At 67.5% G+C, this 14,982-nt stretch carries 17 protein-coding genes; 10 read left to right on the plus strand and 7 right to left on the minus strand.

The window, feature by feature from the left end:
* Positions 1-94: 94 nt before the first annotated feature.
* The 6 genes from ON22_RS12545 to ON22_RS12570 all read left to right on the plus strand — a co-directional run bounded on the left by ON22_RS12545 (position 95) and on the right by ON22_RS12570 (position 5,422).
* Entirely contained in the window at positions 95-1,024 is a 930-nt protein-coding gene (locus ON22_RS12545) for an undecaprenyl-diphosphate phosphatase (RefSeq protein WP_033246260.1), read from the plus strand.
* A 76-nt stretch (positions 1,025-1,100) separates the two neighbouring features.
* The gene (locus ON22_RS12550; RefSeq protein WP_033246163.1) at positions 1,101-1,802 is read left to right on the plus strand and encodes a histidine phosphatase family protein; all 702 of its coding nucleotides are present in this window, start codon (positions 1,101-1,103) and stop codon (positions 1,800-1,802) included.
* Positions 1,803-1,925: 123 nt separating this feature from the next.
* Positions 1,926-2,510: a DUF3090 domain-containing protein gene (locus tag ON22_RS12555; protein WP_033246259.1), complete on the plus strand. Its 585-nt coding sequence runs from the start codon at positions 1,926-1,928 to the stop codon at positions 2,508-2,510.
* A complete protein-coding gene (locus tag ON22_RS12560; RefSeq protein WP_033246162.1) occupies positions 2,507-3,307 on the plus strand; it encodes an SCO1664 family protein in 801 nt (266 codons plus the stop codon). Before ON22_RS12555 ends, ON22_RS12560 begins: the two co-directional genes overlap by 4 nt.
* 166 nt (positions 3,308-3,473) lie before the next feature.
* Positions 3,474-4,715: a cysteine--1-D-myo-inosityl 2-amino-2-deoxy-alpha-D-glucopyranoside ligase gene (gene mshC / locus ON22_RS12565; protein WP_033246161.1), complete on the plus strand. Its 1,242-nt coding sequence runs from the start codon at positions 3,474-3,476 to the stop codon at positions 4,713-4,715.
* 146 nt (positions 4,716-4,861) lie between these two features.
* A complete protein-coding gene (locus tag ON22_RS12570) occupies positions 4,862-5,422 on the plus strand; it encodes a TetR/AcrR family transcriptional regulator (protein WP_033246160.1) in 561 nt (186 codons plus the stop codon).
* Between the two features lie 70 nt (positions 5,423-5,492).
* Here the strand turns inward: ON22_RS12570 and ON22_RS12575 are convergent, their stop codons facing one another.
* Positions 5,493-6,071 (minus strand): TetR/AcrR family transcriptional regulator, encoded by a 579-nt coding sequence (locus ON22_RS12575; RefSeq protein WP_033246159.1) that lies wholly within the window; start codon positions 6,069-6,071, stop codon positions 5,493-5,495.
* 119 nt (positions 6,072-6,190) lie between these two features.
* Between ON22_RS12575 and ON22_RS12580 the strand changes: the two genes are divergently transcribed.
* Positions 6,191-6,865, plus strand: a complete 675-nt coding sequence (locus tag ON22_RS12580; RefSeq protein WP_086007719.1) for a class I SAM-dependent methyltransferase — start codon at positions 6,191-6,193, stop codon at positions 6,863-6,865.
* A 202-nt stretch (positions 6,866-7,067) separates the two neighbouring features.
* On the opposite strand, the gene ON22_RS12585 is transcribed toward ON22_RS12580, so the two are convergent.
* Positions 7,068-7,529: a VOC family protein gene (locus ON22_RS12585; protein WP_033246158.1), complete on the minus strand. Its 462-nt coding sequence runs from the start codon at positions 7,527-7,529 to the stop codon at positions 7,068-7,070.
* Entirely contained in the window at positions 7,526-8,110 is a 585-nt protein-coding gene (locus ON22_RS12590; RefSeq protein ID WP_033246157.1) for a DinB family protein, read from the minus strand. Before ON22_RS12590 ends, ON22_RS12585 begins: the two co-directional genes overlap by 4 nt.
* Positions 8,111-8,172: 62 nt before the next feature.
* Between ON22_RS12590 and ON22_RS12595 the strand changes: the two genes are divergently transcribed.
* On the plus strand, positions 8,173-9,156 hold the full coding sequence (locus ON22_RS12595) for a helix-turn-helix transcriptional regulator (RefSeq protein WP_197039716.1): 984 nt from the start codon (positions 8,173-8,175) through the stop codon (positions 9,154-9,156).
* A 370-nt stretch (positions 9,157-9,526) separates the two neighbouring features.
* On the opposite strand, the gene ON22_RS12600 is transcribed toward ON22_RS12595, so the two are convergent.
* From ON22_RS12600 to ON22_RS12615, 4 genes are all read right to left on the minus strand, one after another.
* Complete coding sequence (locus tag ON22_RS12600; RefSeq protein WP_033246155.1) at positions 9,527-11,143, minus strand: acyl-CoA synthetase; 1,617 nt, start codon at positions 11,141-11,143, stop codon at positions 9,527-9,529.
* 41 nt (positions 11,144-11,184) lie between these two features.
* A complete protein-coding gene (locus tag ON22_RS12605; protein WP_086007720.1) occupies positions 11,185-12,435 on the minus strand; it encodes a hypothetical protein in 1,251 nt (416 codons plus the stop codon).
* Positions 12,436-12,440: 5 nt separating this feature from the next.
* The gene (locus tag ON22_RS12610; protein ID WP_033246153.1) at positions 12,441-12,992 is read right to left on the minus strand and encodes a hypothetical protein; all 552 of its coding nucleotides are present in this window, start codon (positions 12,990-12,992) and stop codon (positions 12,441-12,443) included.
* Between the two features lie 114 nt (positions 12,993-13,106).
* Positions 13,107-13,304 carry a ferredoxin gene (locus ON22_RS12615; RefSeq protein ID WP_033246257.1) on the minus strand — a complete coding sequence of 66 codons (198 nt, stop codon included), beginning with the start codon at positions 13,302-13,304 and terminating at the stop codon, positions 13,107-13,109.
* Between the two features lie 319 nt (positions 13,305-13,623).
* Between ON22_RS12615 and ON22_RS12620 the strand changes: the two genes are divergently transcribed.
* Entirely contained in the window at positions 13,624-14,052 is a 429-nt protein-coding gene (locus ON22_RS12620) for a carboxymuconolactone decarboxylase family protein (protein ID WP_051157557.1), read from the plus strand.
* Positions 14,053-14,112: 60 nt separating this feature from the next.
* Positions 14,113-14,982, plus strand: a complete 870-nt coding sequence (locus ON22_RS12625) for an LLM class F420-dependent oxidoreductase (RefSeq protein ID WP_033246152.1) — start codon at positions 14,113-14,115, stop codon at positions 14,980-14,982.

A 14,982-nucleotide genomic window follows, 5' to 3' on the forward strand; every position in this document is an offset into this window, starting at 1 on the left:
ATCGCCGGGGATCGTGCAGCGGCTGCGGTGCCGTCGAGTGAAGGAAGAGCGGGGTTTTCGGCGTGGTTCAGGAGGATGTGTGATCGTCGAGTCGATGACCTGGGTGCAGGCGTTGGTACTCGGTTTGGTGCAGGGATTGACGGAGTTCCTGCCGGTTTCGTCGTCCGGGCACTTACGGATCGTGTCCTCGGTGTTCTTCGGTGAGGACGCGGGCGCGTCGTTCACCGCGGTCACCCAGCTCGGTACCGAGGCGGCGGTGCTGTTGTTCTTCGCCAAGGACATCTGGCGGATCGTGAAGGTGTGGTTCGCGACCGTGTTCGAGAAGCTGAGCGCCCGGGAACGAGTGCCGCTCGCCGAACAGGTCACCACGAAGCTGCCGGTCGTTACCGGTTCCGGGCCCGTGGGTTACGACCCCGAGGCCGAGGCGCAGCGCGAACTCGACTACCGCATGGGCTGGTATGTGATCATCGCCACGATCCCGATCGGGGTGCTGGGCTTCCTGTTCAAGGACGAGATCCGCACGGGCGCACGCAATCTGTGGCTGGTGGCGACGATGTTGATCGTTTTCGCGCTGGTCATTGCGGCGGCCGAGCACTACGGCCGCAAAGAGCGCCCGATGGAACAGCTCACCACCCGCGATGGCGTGGTGATGGGTTTGGCGCAGTGCCTGGCCTTGATTCCCGGTGTTTCGCGTTCCGGCGCCACGTCCAGTGCGGGACTTTTCCTCGGCCTGAAACGCGAGGCGGCGGTGCGGTTCTCGTTCCTGCTGGCGATTCCCGCGGTCACCGCGTCGGGTCTGTTCAGTCTGCCGGACGCGTTCGAGCCGGCCGGTGAGGGTTTGAACGCCTCGGGTATGCAACTGCTGGTGGCGACACTGATCTCGTTCGTGGTCGGGTACGCCTCGATTGCGTGGCTGCTGCGCTTCGTGGAGCGGCATTCGTTCTACTGGTTCGTCGGATACCGGATTGTTCTGGGCTTCGTGATCATCGGTTTGCTCGCCGCCGGTGTCGTGTCGGCGACGTGAACGAGCCGGCACGGGAGGTGGCGCGGGGCGGGCTCATCGGGCATCGTCGCGCCGTGGCCGCCGTTAGGCTGGCAGCATGACGGTGATCCTGTTGCGACACGGCCTGTCGACATCCAATACCGGAGGAACCCTCGCCGGGCGCAGTCCCGGGGTGGAACTCACCGACCGCGGCGGCGAACAGGCGCGTGGGGTCGCGGCGCGGCTCGCGAACCTGCCGATCACCCGGATCGTGACCTCCCCGATGCTGCGCTGTCAGCGCACGGTCTCGCCGCTGGCCGCCGATCTGGAACTGGAACCGGTGGTCGACGACCGGCTCGCCGAGGTGGATTACGGCGAATGGACCGGTCGCAAGATCACAGACCTGCTGGCCGAACCGCTGTGGCAGGTCGTGCAGCGGCATGCGTCGGCGGCGGTGTTCCCCGGTGGGGAAGGGCTGGCACAGGTGCAGGCCCGGGCAGTATCGGCCATCCGGGAACACGATCGCGCCCTGGCGGAGTTGCACGACGGGGACCGGCTGTGGGTGGCCTGCACCCACGGTGATGTCATCAAGGCGGTACTGGCCGATGCGCTGGGAATTCACCTCGACGGATTCCAGCGGATCATGGTCGAACCCGCCTCGCTCAGCGTTGTCCGCTACACCCGGACCGCCCCGTTCGTCACCCGGATGAACGACACCGGTTCGGACCTTTCCGGTCTGGCGCCGTCACCGGCCCCCGAATCCGGGGCTTCGGGCCCGGTACCCGGCGGGGAGATCGGCGCGGGAAGGAAAGACGGATAATGGGTATGCCCGATACCGGCGGATGCGCCACCTCTCGGCGGCGTCGGGCGACTCGGCGGTTGCGCCGGGAAACGGCGCGGCGGAGCACCGCAGCCGAACAGGGTCACGTATCAGGAGGTGCATGTGTCACGAGCAATCCATGTATTCCGCACCCCCGAACGTTTCGTCGCCGGAACTGTCGGTGAGCCGGGCGATCGCGCGTTCTACCTGCAGGCGGTGGAGGAACCCCGGGTGGTGAGTGTGCTGCTGGAAAAGCAGCAGGTGAAGGTACTCGCCGACCGGATGGGTCTGCTGCTGGACGAGGTGGCGCGCCGGTTCGGTGAGGAGGTGCCGCCGCAGGCCGAGCAGGTCAACGACAACGACCCGCTGGTGACCCCGATCGACGCCGAATTCCGTGTCGGCACCATGGGGCTGGGCTGGGATGCCGACGCGGGTGCCGTGGTGGTGGAGTTGCTGGCGATCACCGAAACCGAGGTGGACGAATCGGTGGTCCTCGACGATACGGAGGAGGGGCCCGACGCGGTGCGGGTGTTCCTCACCCCGGACCAGGCGCGGGAATTCGCGCTGCGGTCCACCCGGGTGATCGCCGCCGGGCGGCCGCCGTGCCCGCTGTGCGGGGAGCCGCTGTCGGCACGCGGGCATATGTGTGTGCGTACCAACGGGTACAAGCGCGGCGAACTGTTCGGCGCGAACGATCTGGAGGAATGATCGTGGCCGGGGACACACTGTCCACCGGCGAGCTGACGGTCCTGGGCCGGGTGAGTGTCGCCAGTAACGTGACCCTGGTGTGCGATCTCGCGACCGGTGACGGTGCCGTGCGAGTGGTGTACAAACCCGTGCGCGGGGAGCAGCCGCTGTGGGATTTCCCCGACGGCACCCTGGCCGGTCGGGAGGTGGCGTCCTATCTGATCTGCACCGCGCTGGGATGGCCGGTGATCCCGGAGACGGTGCTGCGGGACGGACCGTACGGTCCGGGAATGGTGCAGCGCTGGATCAGCACCCGCGAGCCCGGCGCACCCGGCAGTACCCGCCTGGATCTGGTGGATCTGTGCCCGCCCGGTCTCGTTCCGGACGGTTACCGGGAGATCCTGCGGGCCTATGACGGCGCCGGTGACGAGGTATCGCTGGTGCACGCCGACGACCCGCGGTTACAGCGGATGGCGGTGCTGGACGTGCTGTTGAACAACGCCGACCGCAAGGGCGGGCACGCGCTGGAGGGCCTGGACGGCGAGGTGTACGGCGTCGACCACGGAATCTGCCTGCACCAGGAGAACAAACTGCGCACCGTGCTGTGGGGCTGGGCAGGCGAACCCGTTCCGTCGGATCTACTCGCCGATATCACCGCCTTCACCGACGCCCTCCCCGGAGAGCTTGCCGACGGGCTGGCCGAACATCTCACCGACCCCGAGATAGACGCCGTGCTGCGCCGCGCCAAACGGCTGCTCGACGATCCGGTGATGCCGTTACCGGTCACTTCCCGCCCCATTCCGTGGCCGGCGTTCTGACGCCGCCACCGGCGGTTCATCGGATGATTCATTCCCGTTGAGGGCAATGCTTGCCATCCCTGATCCGCGGGTTCGGTGCAGGTCCGCGTGCCGCGGCGGCCCCGGCCCGAGCCGGGGCGGCGGGGTGGTCGGTACCCGGCCGTTACCGACCTCTACTCTCGAAGGTATGCAGTCCTGGTCCGACACCCCGATTCCCGCGGTCCCCGGAGCAGGGCCCCCGTTACGTTTGCACGACACCGCCGACTCCGGTATCCGCCCGGTGACCCCGGGGGCGACGGCCACCATGTACGTCTGCGGGATCACCCCCTATGACGCCACGCACCTCGGTCATGCTGCCACCTACCTCACCTTCGATGTGGTGAACCGGGTGCTGCGCGATAACGGGCACGACGTGCACTACGTGCAGAACGTCACCGATGTCGACGATCCGCTGTTCGAGCGCGCGGCCCGCGACGGTGTGGACTGGCGGGATCTGGGAACCGGAGAGATCGAACTGTTCCGTGCCGATATGGCCGCGCTGCGGGTGCTGCCGCCGCGCGACTACGTGGGGGCGATCGAATCGGTGGACGAGGTGATCGAGCTGGTGCGCAAACTGCTGGCCGCGGGCGCCGCCTACACCGTCGAGGACACCGAGTTCCCGGATATCTACTTCCGCACCGACGCCACCGAACAGTTCGGCTACGAATCGGGTTACGACCGCGAGACCATGGCGCGGCTGTTCGCCGAACGTGGCGGCGATCCGGACCGCCCCGGTAAACGCGATCCGCTCGATGCGCTGCTGTGGCGGGCCGAACGCCCCGGCGAACCGTCGTGGCCGTCACCGTTCGGCCCGGGCCGGCCCGGCTGGCATATCGAATGCGCCGCGATCGCGGTGAACCGGCTCGGCACCGAATTCGATATCCAGGGCGGCGGCAGCGATCTGATCTACCCCCATCACGAATATTCCGCGGCGCACGGTGAGGCGCTGGTGGCCGGCCGCCGGTTCGCCCGCCACTATGTGCACACCGGGATGATCGGCCTGGACGGGGAGAAGATGTCGAAGTCCAAGGGCAATCTGGTGCTGGTGTCGAAGCTGCGGGCCGCCGGTGTGGATCCCGGCACGATCCGGCTGGGCTTGTTCGACGGCCACTACCGCGCCGACCGGATGTGGACCGATGAGGTGCTCACCGAGGCGCAGGCGCGGCTGGATCGCTGGCGGCAGGCAGTGACTGCCCCGTCCGCTCCGGCGGCAGCCGATACCGTTGCCCGGCTGCGCACGCACCTCGCCGACGATCTCGATACCCCGCGGGCGCTGGCCGCGGTCGACGCCTGGGTCCGCGACACTCTCGATTACGGCGGCACCGATACCGGTGCGGGCGCGGAGATCGCTACCGCGGTCGACGCCCTGCTGGGTGTGCGGTTGCGCTGACCGGCCGGCGGGGCCGGTTCGGGCGCAACACCTTCGACCGCCCGCAGGGGCCGTGAACCCTCACAACCCACCCTCTCCGCGATCAGGCCATGCGGTACTGTTCGGTGCTCGAGATCCCCTCCGTTCCCCGAGCAGATCGGCGCCGTATGTCTCGTATCGTCAGTAAGGACAACTATTTCGACACCGGTCTGGAGGTGCTGTCCGATCTCGGGTTCCGGCATCTCAATATCGGTGTGCTGTGCCGCCGGCTGGGGGTGACCAGCGGTTCCTTCTACCATCATTTCGGTAGCTGGCAGACGTATGTGGATGCGCTACTGGAACATTGGGAGAACCGGCAGGTGCTGATCCTGCGGTCGCTGCGATTCGATCCCGCCACTCCCGATTCGGCGGTCGGGGCGCTGTCGGATCTGACGCTGGGCCTGCATCATCGGGCGGAGGCGGCGATCCGGGCGTGGGCGGCGAACGACGAATCGGTGGCGGTGGCGCTCAAACGGGTCGACGAATCCCGCCGGCGTACCGTCCGCCGGACCATCTCCGGTGTGGTCGGTGACGAGGAGATCGCCGCGGTGGACACCGAATTGGGGATGGCCATGCTGATCGGGTACCAGCAGATGGTCGCCTCCGGGCAGGATATCCGCCTGGAGCAGTTGCTGGGTGAGTACGCCCGGCTCGTCTACTCCCATCGCCGGCCCACCGCACAGGACTGATCGGGCCGAGAGGAGCCGGGACCGCGGCCGGTATCGGCCACCGTTCGGGGCATGCGCCGGGCTGCCCGGGTTATTTCAGGACGAGCAAGGCGGCACGTTCCAGCCGGTCGGCGATATCGGCATAGGACTCGTATCCCATTCCGGCGCGGACCAGTGCCCCCGCGTACAGCAGTTCCAGTGATTCCACGGTATCGGGATCGGTTTCCGGTTCCAGCGCGCGGGTGAGGCGGTGGCGGATCTCCACTCCGATACGGGTGCGCAGATGCTGGACATCCGGGTCGCGGCCGAGTAGCGCGCTGGTCACCGCACCCGACAACTCCTGTTCGTCGGCCACCAGCAGCGCGATCCCGCGCAGTTCGGCCAGTACCCGCACCGTGGGGTCGGCGTCCTCGCTGACCGGTGTTTCCGAGGATCGCAGGCGACGCCAGAAGATCTCCGCGACCAGATGTTCCTTCGAGGAGAAGTAGGTGTAGGCGGTGGCGGTGCCCACGCCGGCGGCACCGGCGACCATCCGGATGGTGAGTCCCGCGAAACCTTCCCGCGCGAGCACTTCCATAGCGGCTCTGGTGAGCTTGTCGACAGTGTCCGCCTGCTTTCCGCTCAGCCGGCGCCGGGTGGCCTCGAGAATTCTGGAATCGCCTTCGGACATGTGTCTAGATAGTAGTGTCGGTGCGGTACCGGATCAACCGACTCCCCGGCCACCGGGACGAGTAGTGTCGGTCACCGCCCGTGTCAGACGTGTTTTGCCGAAGAGAGACCACACCTGCGATGACTGCCCCAGCCCCCACCGCACCGCTGACCGACGAGCAGCTGTTCGACCATGCCCGCCGCGCCACCGGGTTCATGCCGGACGACGAGGGCCGGGCCCTGCACGCCGCCGCGGTGCAGTACTGCCGCGGCGGGGTGATCACCGAAATCGGCACGTACTGCGGTAAATCCGCGATCCTGCTGGGTGCCGCGGCCCGCGCTCGAGGCGGGGTGGTGTTCACCGTCGACCACCACCACGGCTCCGAAGAACACCAGCCCGGGTGGGAATACCACGACACCTCCCTGGTCGACCCGGTCACCGGCCGCTTCGACACCCTGCCTCGCTTCCGGCACACCATCGACACCGCGGGTTTGAGCGATACCGTCATCGCGATCGTCGGCGCCTCCGCGCGCGTCGCACAATCCTGGCGCACCCCCGTCGAATTCCTGTTCATCGACGGCGGGCACACCGAGGAGGCCGCCGACCGCGACTACCGCGGCTGGGCGAAATGGGTCGTGCCCGGCGGCGGCCTGGCCATCCACGATGTCTTCCCCGACCCCGCCGACGGCGGGCAAGCGCCCTACGGTATCTACCGCCGCGCCCTCGACAGCGGCGAATTCCGCGAGGTCTCGGCCACCAGCTCACTGCGCATCCTCGAACGGATCGCCCCGTCCGCCGAAACGCCGGCCGGCTGACCGCGAAGGCCGGGCATGAGCCGGTGACCGAGGTGATCGCCGGCACCGACCCGGTGGGCGCGCCCGAGCAGAGCACGAGATCGGCCACCGCTGCACGGGGCTGACCGGACCCGGGCCTGCCGAGGGTCCGGTGTCGTTGCGTATACGGATGAGTAGTGGCGAGATTCGATCGTATCCGTGAGGCAGTGACAGCCGCCCTGGATCAGTCCAGGCAGAACTCGTTGCCCTCCGGGTCGCGCATCACGATGAAGCCGCTGCCCATCGGAGGCTCGGGTTCGAAACGTTTCATCCGAGTGGCTCCCAACGCGACCAGACGCTCACACTCGGCCTCCAGGGCCGCCATCCGCTCCTCACCCTGTAAGCCCGGCGCAGCCCGGACATCGAGGTGCACCCGGTTCTTTGCCACTTTGTCCTCTGGAACTTGCTGGAAGAACACCCGCGGACCCCGGCCGTCCGGATCCTCGATGGCCGAGCGTGTATTGCGCTGTTCGGGCGGCACACCGATCCCGGCGAGGAACTCGTCCCACGCGGCCAGCGGATCGGCGCCTTCGGGCAACCGGACTCCCGGCGGGCCGGGATGGATATAGCCGAGGACGTTACGCCAGAAGGTCGACAGCGCCCGTGGATCGTGGGCGTCGAAGGTGATCTGCATATCGCGGCTCATCGCGATTCTCCGTTCGTGGCGTGGGTGTGCAGGAAGAGGTCACGCAGCAGGCAGACTTCGGACAGATGATGGATCAGTTCCCGGTGAATATGTAGCACCAGATCGGCCATGGGCGCGTCCGGGTACGGCTCTTTCGGGCCGACCGGTTCGGCCAGCGCCGCGTTACCGAGGCCACGCACTCCGTCCAGCCAGATACCCAACTGGGTCTCGAGCTGATCGAACGCCGTTTCCGCATCACCGGCGTATGTCCAGGATTCGTAGGATGCGGCGGGCGCGCCGAAATGTGCCGCGTTCCGGGCGGCGAGTACGCCGACGATGACATGCCCGAGTCGCCAGGCGATGGTGGTGAACGGTGCAGGCTCCGGCTCCGGGAAGCCGAAGTCGATGGTGAACTCCCCGGCGCCGCCCTGAATCGGCGCGGACGAGGTGCCGCGCGGCCGCACGCTCCAGGCTCCCGGCACCGGCGACCAGAAGTACTCGTCATCGGTGAGGTCCCGGAGCCGGTCGCGGAGCTGATGCTTCCAGTGGAACTCGACTTGCTCACGCAAGGTCCGATTCCAGTCGAATGTGTCGGTGTCCATAACGCCACCTTGGCACCCATGGCGGACAGGATCGGTCCGCTATCTCTGGAAAGCTGGACTGTGTGGCAGACAGTGACGAACGGGGTACCACCGAGCGGGTGCTCACCCTGCTCGGGTTGTTGCAGCAGCGCCGGGTGTGGACCGGCCCCGAACTCGCCGGCCGGCTGCGGGTCACCGCCCGCACGATCCGGCGCGATATCGAGCGGCTGCGCGCGCTCGGGTACCCCGTACATGCCGGTCAGGGCGTCGGCGGCGGCTACCGGCTCGGCCCGGGACAGGATCTGCCGCCGCTGCTGCTCGACGACGAGGAAGCCATCGCCACCGCGGTATCGCTGCTCGTCGGCGCGGGCGGTGCCAGCACCGGCGATGCCGCGTTGCGGGCGCTGACCAAAATCGACCGGGTACTACCCACCCGGCTGCGGCAGGAGGTACGCACCCTGGCCGGCTCGGTGGAGTCCTTCGGCAGCGGCCGCCCACCGGTCGATGCCGAAGCGCTGATGACGCTGGCCCGAGCCTGCCGCGACGAGGTGGAGGCAGGTTTCGACTATCCCGCCGCAGACGGGAAACAACGCCGCCGGGTCGAACCGTATCGCCTGGTGGCCTCCGACCGGCGCTGGTATCTGCTGGCCTACGACCTCGGCCGCGACGACTGGCGCACCTTCCGTGTCGACCGGATGACCGCGGTCACCGCACGCACCTGGCGTTTCCGCCCGCGACCTGCACCCGCCGCCGCCACGTACGTGCAGGAGGGCGTGGCAAGCCGGGCCTACCCTCACAGTGCACGGTTCCTCGTCCATGCCCCGGCAGAAACCGTCCGCGACCAGGTCCCGGCGGCCGCAGCCGTGATACGGCCACGAGGCAGCGACCACTGCGAACTGCTCAGCGGCGCCGGTGAACTCGATCGCGTACTCGCGCACGTACTGTTGCTGGGGCACGAATTCGAGGTGCTCGACCCGCCGGAACTGGCGGCTCGCTGCCGGACACTCGCACAGCGACTCGTACGAGCCGGCGCGTCGACCGCCCCGCAACCGGATCCGGAGTGGTAACCGGTTCCGGTGTGCCGCGTTCGGCGAACCGTTCCGGCGAACCCGCAGTCACGGTGGTGGTCGCGTGATTACGGATACTGAACCGGACGCACCAGAAGGGATCTTGCGTTCACCGACCTCTCGACCGCCGGGATCGCGGCGCATCCGCATCCTCGGTGCCGGCGCGGTGATCTTCAGGGTTTCATTGCACACACCGGCGGGGCGGGCGGCCGGCCACGTCGGGCTCGGCCCCGCGGATATCGCAGAGCACGGGTTCCGTGCTCTGCGATATCCGTGCTGTGCCTTCGATCAGTGCTCGGACGGGTAGTGATTCGGCCGCGGGCGTGAATCGGAGCCGTGAACTGTCGGCGTGCGCGACGTTCGGTGCCGACTACTCTCGATCGGCACGGTAGTCGGGCGCGCGTTCCGTCGCGTAATTCCGCGCCCACGTGTAGTCGGGTTTCCCGCTGGGGGAGCGGGTCACCGTCTCGGTGACCCAGATCGCCCGTGGCACCTTGTATCCGGCGAGATGGCCGCGGACATGGGCCTGTAGATCGGGCAGGTCGAGCGCCCCGCCGGCGTCGGCCGACAGGCTCACCACAGCGGCCACCTGCTGACCCCAGCGTGGATGGTCGACCCCGATCACGGTTGCGTCGTAGACGGCGGGATGGGCCTTCACCACGCCCTCCACCTCTTCGGCGAATACCTTCTCCCCGCCGGTGTTGATGACCATATTGCCGCGGCCGATCAAGCTGATCGTGCCGTCGTCCTCCAGGATCGCCCGGTCGTCGGTGATGACGATCCGTTCACCGTCGACCGTTTTGAACAGCTTCGCGGTCTTGGCCTCGTCCTTGTAGTAGCCCAGCGGCACCGCCCCGGTTTTCGCCAGCCAGCCCTGGTCGCCGGGCTGTACGGGCCGGCCGTCGTCGTCGACGACCACCGCGCCGCGGCCGATCGAGACGCGTGGTTTACGGGACGGGTCGGTATCGCGTTGGGCGAATCCGATCCCGCCGAAACCGGTTTCGGAGGAGCCGATGGAATCGGAGACGAACAGGTTCGGGATGAGATCGAGGAGATCGTTTTTCGTGGCCTGGGTGAGCAGCGCCGCACCGGAGGCGATCATGAACAGGCCGGTGCTGTCGACCGGTGTGGCGCGGTAGGAGTCGATCAGCGGCCGGGCCATGGCGTCGCCGGTGATCACCATGACCCCGGGGTGTTCCGCGGCCACCGTCTGCCAGACGGCGTCCGGATCGAAGCGGGGTTCGAAGATCACGCAGTTCCCGGACCACAGCGCGATGAACGTGGGCATCATTGCCGCCAGATGCATCAGCGGCGGCAGGATCAGCCAGGTGGAGGGGTCACCGGCCGCGCCGGTGCGGGACTGCTGGTATTCGTCGGCGACGGGTTCGTTGCTGTAGAAGTCGATTCCGCCGCCGAGGACCCGCCACATATCCTCTTGCCGCCACAGCACCCCTTTGGGCATCCCGGTGGTGCCGCCGGTGTACATGATGAACCGGTCGTCGGCGGTGCGGGTGATATCGGGCCGGGTCGCAGGCGTGGCGGCGGTGACGTCGGCCAGGCAGTCCACGCCCGTATCCGCCGCGGTCCGGTCATCCGCGGCGCACAGCAGGTACTTCAACCGGGGTGACCGCTGCGCCGCCGCGCGCACCGCGTCCCCGTAGCAGGCGTGGTAGACGAGATGTTCGAGGTCGGCGTTGTCGTAGAGGTAGGCGAGTTCCTCCGGCCCGTACCGGAAGTTGATGTTCACCGGGGCCGCCGCCAGTTTGAAGCAGGCGATCAGCGTTTGCATCGTATCGATGCTGTTGTGCATCTGGAACCCGACGTGGGTTCCGCGTCCGACGCCCACCGACGCGAGATGGTGGGCGAGCCGGTTGGCTCGCTCGTCCAGTTCGCGGTAGGTGATGCGCCGGCCCTGTTCGATGAGGGCGATCCGGTCGGGCATGGCGTCGACGGAGTGTTCGAACAGGTCGGCGAAATTATGTGCCATATCAATCCTGCGGTGCCGGCGAACCTCCCCGGGTGGGAGGATCAGAGAACAGTGAGGGGCAGCGGTATCCCGCGGTCGGTGAAGGTGAATTCGACACCGGTGCTGAACCGGGTGATCGCCACTTCCGAGGCCTCGGCGAACGGTTCGGCCGCCGCGGTGATCTCGGCGGTCCAGCCGCCGGGACCGCTATCGGTGACCCGGCTGTAGAAGTGCGGGTTCACCCCCCGCACCAGCGAATCCAGCGGGGCGAGATGATCGGGGTCGATCATCGACGGCCACGCGCGGTCGGTGAGTGCACCGCTGGCGCCGGGGAACCGGATCTGCACGCTATCGATGCCGGGCTCGACTTCGACATCGGTGTAGTGCAGGGGGTTCAGTGCCGGGTGGATGCGCAGGACCTGCGCGAGCGCATCCATATCGTCGCCCAGCCCGAGGCAGGCGCGGATCCGTTCGGAGGCGACGCCGGCGATCCCGGTGAACTGTTTACGGCCGATTTCCAGCGCGGAATCGTCGTCGGTGCGTTCGTGTACGGCGATCATGAAACCGAGTACCAGCAGATGTTGCTGCAGGCACACCTCCTCGGCGATGCGCACGAGTGCGGAATGGGAGAAGTCCGGGAATCGCAGATCGCTGAGCAGTGGCCCGCTGTAGTCGGCGCGGCCCTCGCCGCCGGGGTCGATCGCGGCGAGCGGCAGCCCGGCGGCCACCGTTTCCGCGACCAGCGGCGCATTGCGCGGAACCTCCGGCGGGGTATGCGATTCGTCGATGACCACCGTCCACGCGCACACCGGATGCCGGTCGGCGGGTACGCGCGGCGGGCGGTGGATCGGCCGGACCTGGGCGTATTTGTTGGTTGCCAGCGCGGTGGCATCGAAGGTGGGGTCCTCGATGTCGTGGCACATCGCCTTCACATAGGGCTCGCCCATGGGCTCCACATCGGTGAGCGCCCCGCAGTGATCCAGCCAGAACTCGCCGTGGCGGGAATCGTCGACGCGGAACCGGAAATCCATGAACTGCGGTGGCGCCCCGATATCGAGCTGCAGGCCCTTGAAGATGGTGACGATATCGTCCCCGGTGTATCCGAGGGCCTGCTGCATCCGGCGGGTGTAGATCGGGCTCGACAGCTGCCATTCCTCGATCGCGACTTCGGCCATCCCCTCCCGGCCGAAGGCGGAAATACAGTGCGCCATCCCCGATCGGTCGATGAGCTGCCCGCACAACAGCAGCTCGGGTACCAGTGCCGCCAGAGCCTCCCGGCTCAGCGCATGGAACCTGCTGGTGGGTACGGTCATCGGAGTCACCACAGCGACGCCGGGGCGGTGCCGATCCGGTACCAGCCGGGCAGCCGGGAGGCGGTGGATTTCGCGATCCGCTCGTTCATCGGCTCCGACATCGCCTTGTTCGTCATCATTTCCAGGAACAGCGCCGAGACATTGCCGAAATCGAAGAAATCGCGCTGCCACGACCACTGGTAGTCGCCGCCGTAGCGGAACCAGCTGCCGCCGATGCCGTTCACCGTGTACAGGCTGCCGTCTTCCCGGGGCGTGGTGGTGTACTGCTGTTTCCAGAACCCGATGCAGTCACCGCTGCGTTCGTCGATGACGAACTGCTGGTACGGGTACTCCCAGCCCTGCAGGCCTTCCATTTCCTGGCCGAGGGCCAGCTCGCGGATCTCGTCGCGGCCCACCGCCATGAACTCGTCTTTGGGGCCGTAGTTCCAGCCGTAGGTGGCGTCCGCGGTGTACATATCGGCCAGCGGCTTCCAGTCGCCCAGCTTCTCGCAGCGCTCGTTCTCGGCGATCCAGCGGCGCACCATCTCGTCGAGTTCGGCGCGATCGAAACCTGTCATCGGTGTTGTTCCCTTTCGAAAAGAATCTGCGGGCTGTGCATCGGTTCGGTTGTTGTGCTCGTCGGGCCGGAAGGCGCATATCCGCGCGGCCGGAGCCTGCGGGCTGTGGCTCGCTCAGTCCGTGTCGGCGACGAGCAGGGCCTGGGTCGGGCAGTAGCGCACGGCATTCTCGACATCGGCCTTGTGTTCGGGGCCGGGGTTCGGGTCGAGGATCTCCACCTGGCCGCGTTTGGGTACGGCGAAGATGTCCGGTGCCTCGGCGGCGCAGACGGCGTGCCCCTGGCACAGGTCCATATCGGCCACGATCTTCATGGTGTGTGCTCCCTCGGCGTCGGATATTCCGAGAACGAGTTCTTCCCGGTTCGCGGCGGGCGAACCCGTGGGGAAGACACATTGCTGGACATGTGTCTGGACGCTACCACCGGCAACTGCGTCCGACAACGATTCAGCGATTTTTCCAGAACTCGGCGCCGCTTCGGGGCGATTTGCGAATGCCGTCACGGCCGGCGGACGGCCGAGCGGCGACGGGGCCGACGAGAACACGTTCTTGCGTGGCGGAGAGTGTCCGAATTATATTCCGTACACCTGTCCAGACACTTTCGCCGGACCGTTGCGGCGCCGAAGGAGCAGCATGACCGACCCCACGACCCAGCCCGCGGCGAACGACCCCGCCGCGCAACCCACGGTGCGGGAGCGGGGGCTGGCCAAAATGGCAGAAGTCTACGGATGGGAATTCCAGGACGGCCCCGGCGACCATTTCGCCGTGACGGCCGATCACCTGTTCGCCGATATCTGGTCCCGCCCCGGGCTGTCGTTGCGGGACCGGCGGCTGCTGCTGCTCGGCGCGCTCACCGCACAAGGCCTGTTCGATGTCGCCGGTATCCAGATCGGCGCCGCGCTGAAGAACGGCGAACTCGACGAAACCGCGCTGCGCGAGATCTCCCTGTTCCTGTGCCACTACGTGGGCTGGCCCGCCGGCACCTCGCTGGACCATGTGATCGGCGCCCAGATCGATCAGCACACCAAAGCCGCGAAGAAGGCCGCTCGCAACGGTCAGTGACCACCTCCTCCGGGACGCTGCCGCGGCCCGTTCCACCACCCCGACAGACAAGGCTCAGGTATGCGCTTCGGCATCGTTCTGTTCACCAGTGATCGCGGGATCAGTCCCGCCGCCGCCGCCCGTGCGGCCGAGGACAACGGATTCTCCTCGTTCTACGTCCCCGAACACACCCATATCCCGGTGAAGCGCGAGGCCGCGCACCCGCAGACCGGGGACGCCACCCTGCCCGACGACCGCTATATGCGAACTCTCGACCCGTGGGTCTCGCTGGCCATGGCGGCCGCCGTCACCGAACGGATCGAACTCGCCACCGCGGTCGCGCTGCCGGTCGAACACGATCCCATCACCCTCGCCAAAACCATCGCCTCCCTCGATCACCTCTCCGGCGGCCGGGTCACCCTCGGCGCCGGTTTCGGCTGGAACACCGACGAGCTGGCCGATCACGGCATCCCCGGCAACAAACGCCGCACCGCGCTGCGGGAATACCTGGAGGCCATGCGCGCCCTGTGGCGCGAGGACGAGGCGTCCTACGACGGCAATTTCGTGCAGTTCGGACCGAGCTGGGCCTGGCCCAAACCGGTCGACCGCACCGTTCCCGTGCTGATCGGCGCGGCGGGCACCGAACGCACCTGCGCATGGATCGCCGCCCACGCCGACGGCTGGATCACCACCCCCGGCGAAACCGATATCTCCGAACGCTTGGCGAACCTGAAGAAGGCGTGGGCCGACGCCGGTCGTGAGGGTGCGCCGCGAGTCGTGGCACTGGACTTCAAACCCGACGCCGACCGGCTGGCCGCCTGGGCTGCCGACGGGGTCACCGATGTGCTGTACGGGTTGCCGGACAAGCCGGAACCGGAGGTGCGTGCCTACCTCGAACGGCTGGCTGGCAAACTGCGGGACATGAATTCGATCACCCGTGAGGTCAGCTAG

Source organism: Nocardia carnea NBRC 14403, assembly GCF_000308515.1.
In the GTDB taxonomy this organism is placed as follows: Bacteria; Actinomycetota; Actinomycetes; order Mycobacteriales; family Mycobacteriaceae; genus Nocardia; species Nocardia carnea.

Coding starts and splice junctions, on each gene's coding strand:
- ON22_RS12580 (WP_086007719.1), top strand. CDS start 6,191: ATGACTGCCCCAGCCCCCACCGCACCGCTGACCGACGAGCAGCTGTTC.
- ON22_RS12615 (WP_033246257.1), bottom strand. CDS start 13,304: ATGAAGATCGTGGCCGATATGGACCTGTGCCAGGGGCACGCCGTCTGC.
- ON22_RS12625 (WP_033246152.1), top strand. CDS start 14,113: ATGCGCTTCGGCATCGTTCTGTTCACCAGTGATCGCGGGATCAGTCCC.
- ON22_RS12605 (WP_086007720.1), bottom strand. CDS start 12,435: ATGACCGTACCCACCAGCAGGTTCCATGCGCTGAGCCGGGAGGCTCTG.
- ON22_RS12610 (WP_033246153.1), bottom strand. CDS start 12,992: ATGACAGGTTTCGATCGCGCCGAACTCGACGAGATGGTGCGCCGCTGG.
- ON22_RS12570 (WP_033246160.1), top strand. CDS start 4,862: ATGTCTCGTATCGTCAGTAAGGACAACTATTTCGACACCGGTCTGGAG.
- ON22_RS12550 (WP_033246163.1), top strand. CDS start 1,101: ATGACGGTGATCCTGTTGCGACACGGCCTGTCGACATCCAATACCGGA.
- ON22_RS12575 (WP_033246159.1), bottom strand. CDS start 6,071: ATGTCCGAAGGCGATTCCAGAATTCTCGAGGCCACCCGGCGCCGGCTG.
- ON22_RS12560 (WP_033246162.1), top strand. CDS start 2,507: ATGATCGTGGCCGGGGACACACTGTCCACCGGCGAGCTGACGGTCCTG.
- ON22_RS12600 (WP_033246155.1), bottom strand. CDS start 11,143: ATGGCACATAATTTCGCCGACCTGTTCGAACACTCCGTCGACGCCATG.
- ON22_RS12620 (WP_051157557.1), top strand. CDS start 13,624: ATGACCGACCCCACGACCCAGCCCGCGGCGAACGACCCCGCCGCGCAA.
- mshC (WP_033246161.1), top strand. CDS start 3,474: ATGCAGTCCTGGTCCGACACCCCGATTCCCGCGGTCCCCGGAGCAGGG.
- ON22_RS12590 (WP_033246157.1), bottom strand. CDS start 8,110: ATGGACACCGACACATTCGACTGGAATCGGACCTTGCGTGAGCAAGTC.
- ON22_RS12545 (WP_033246260.1), top strand. CDS start 95: ATGACCTGGGTGCAGGCGTTGGTACTCGGTTTGGTGCAGGGATTGACG.
- ON22_RS12585 (WP_033246158.1), bottom strand. CDS start 7,529: ATGAGCCGCGATATGCAGATCACCTTCGACGCCCACGATCCACGGGCG.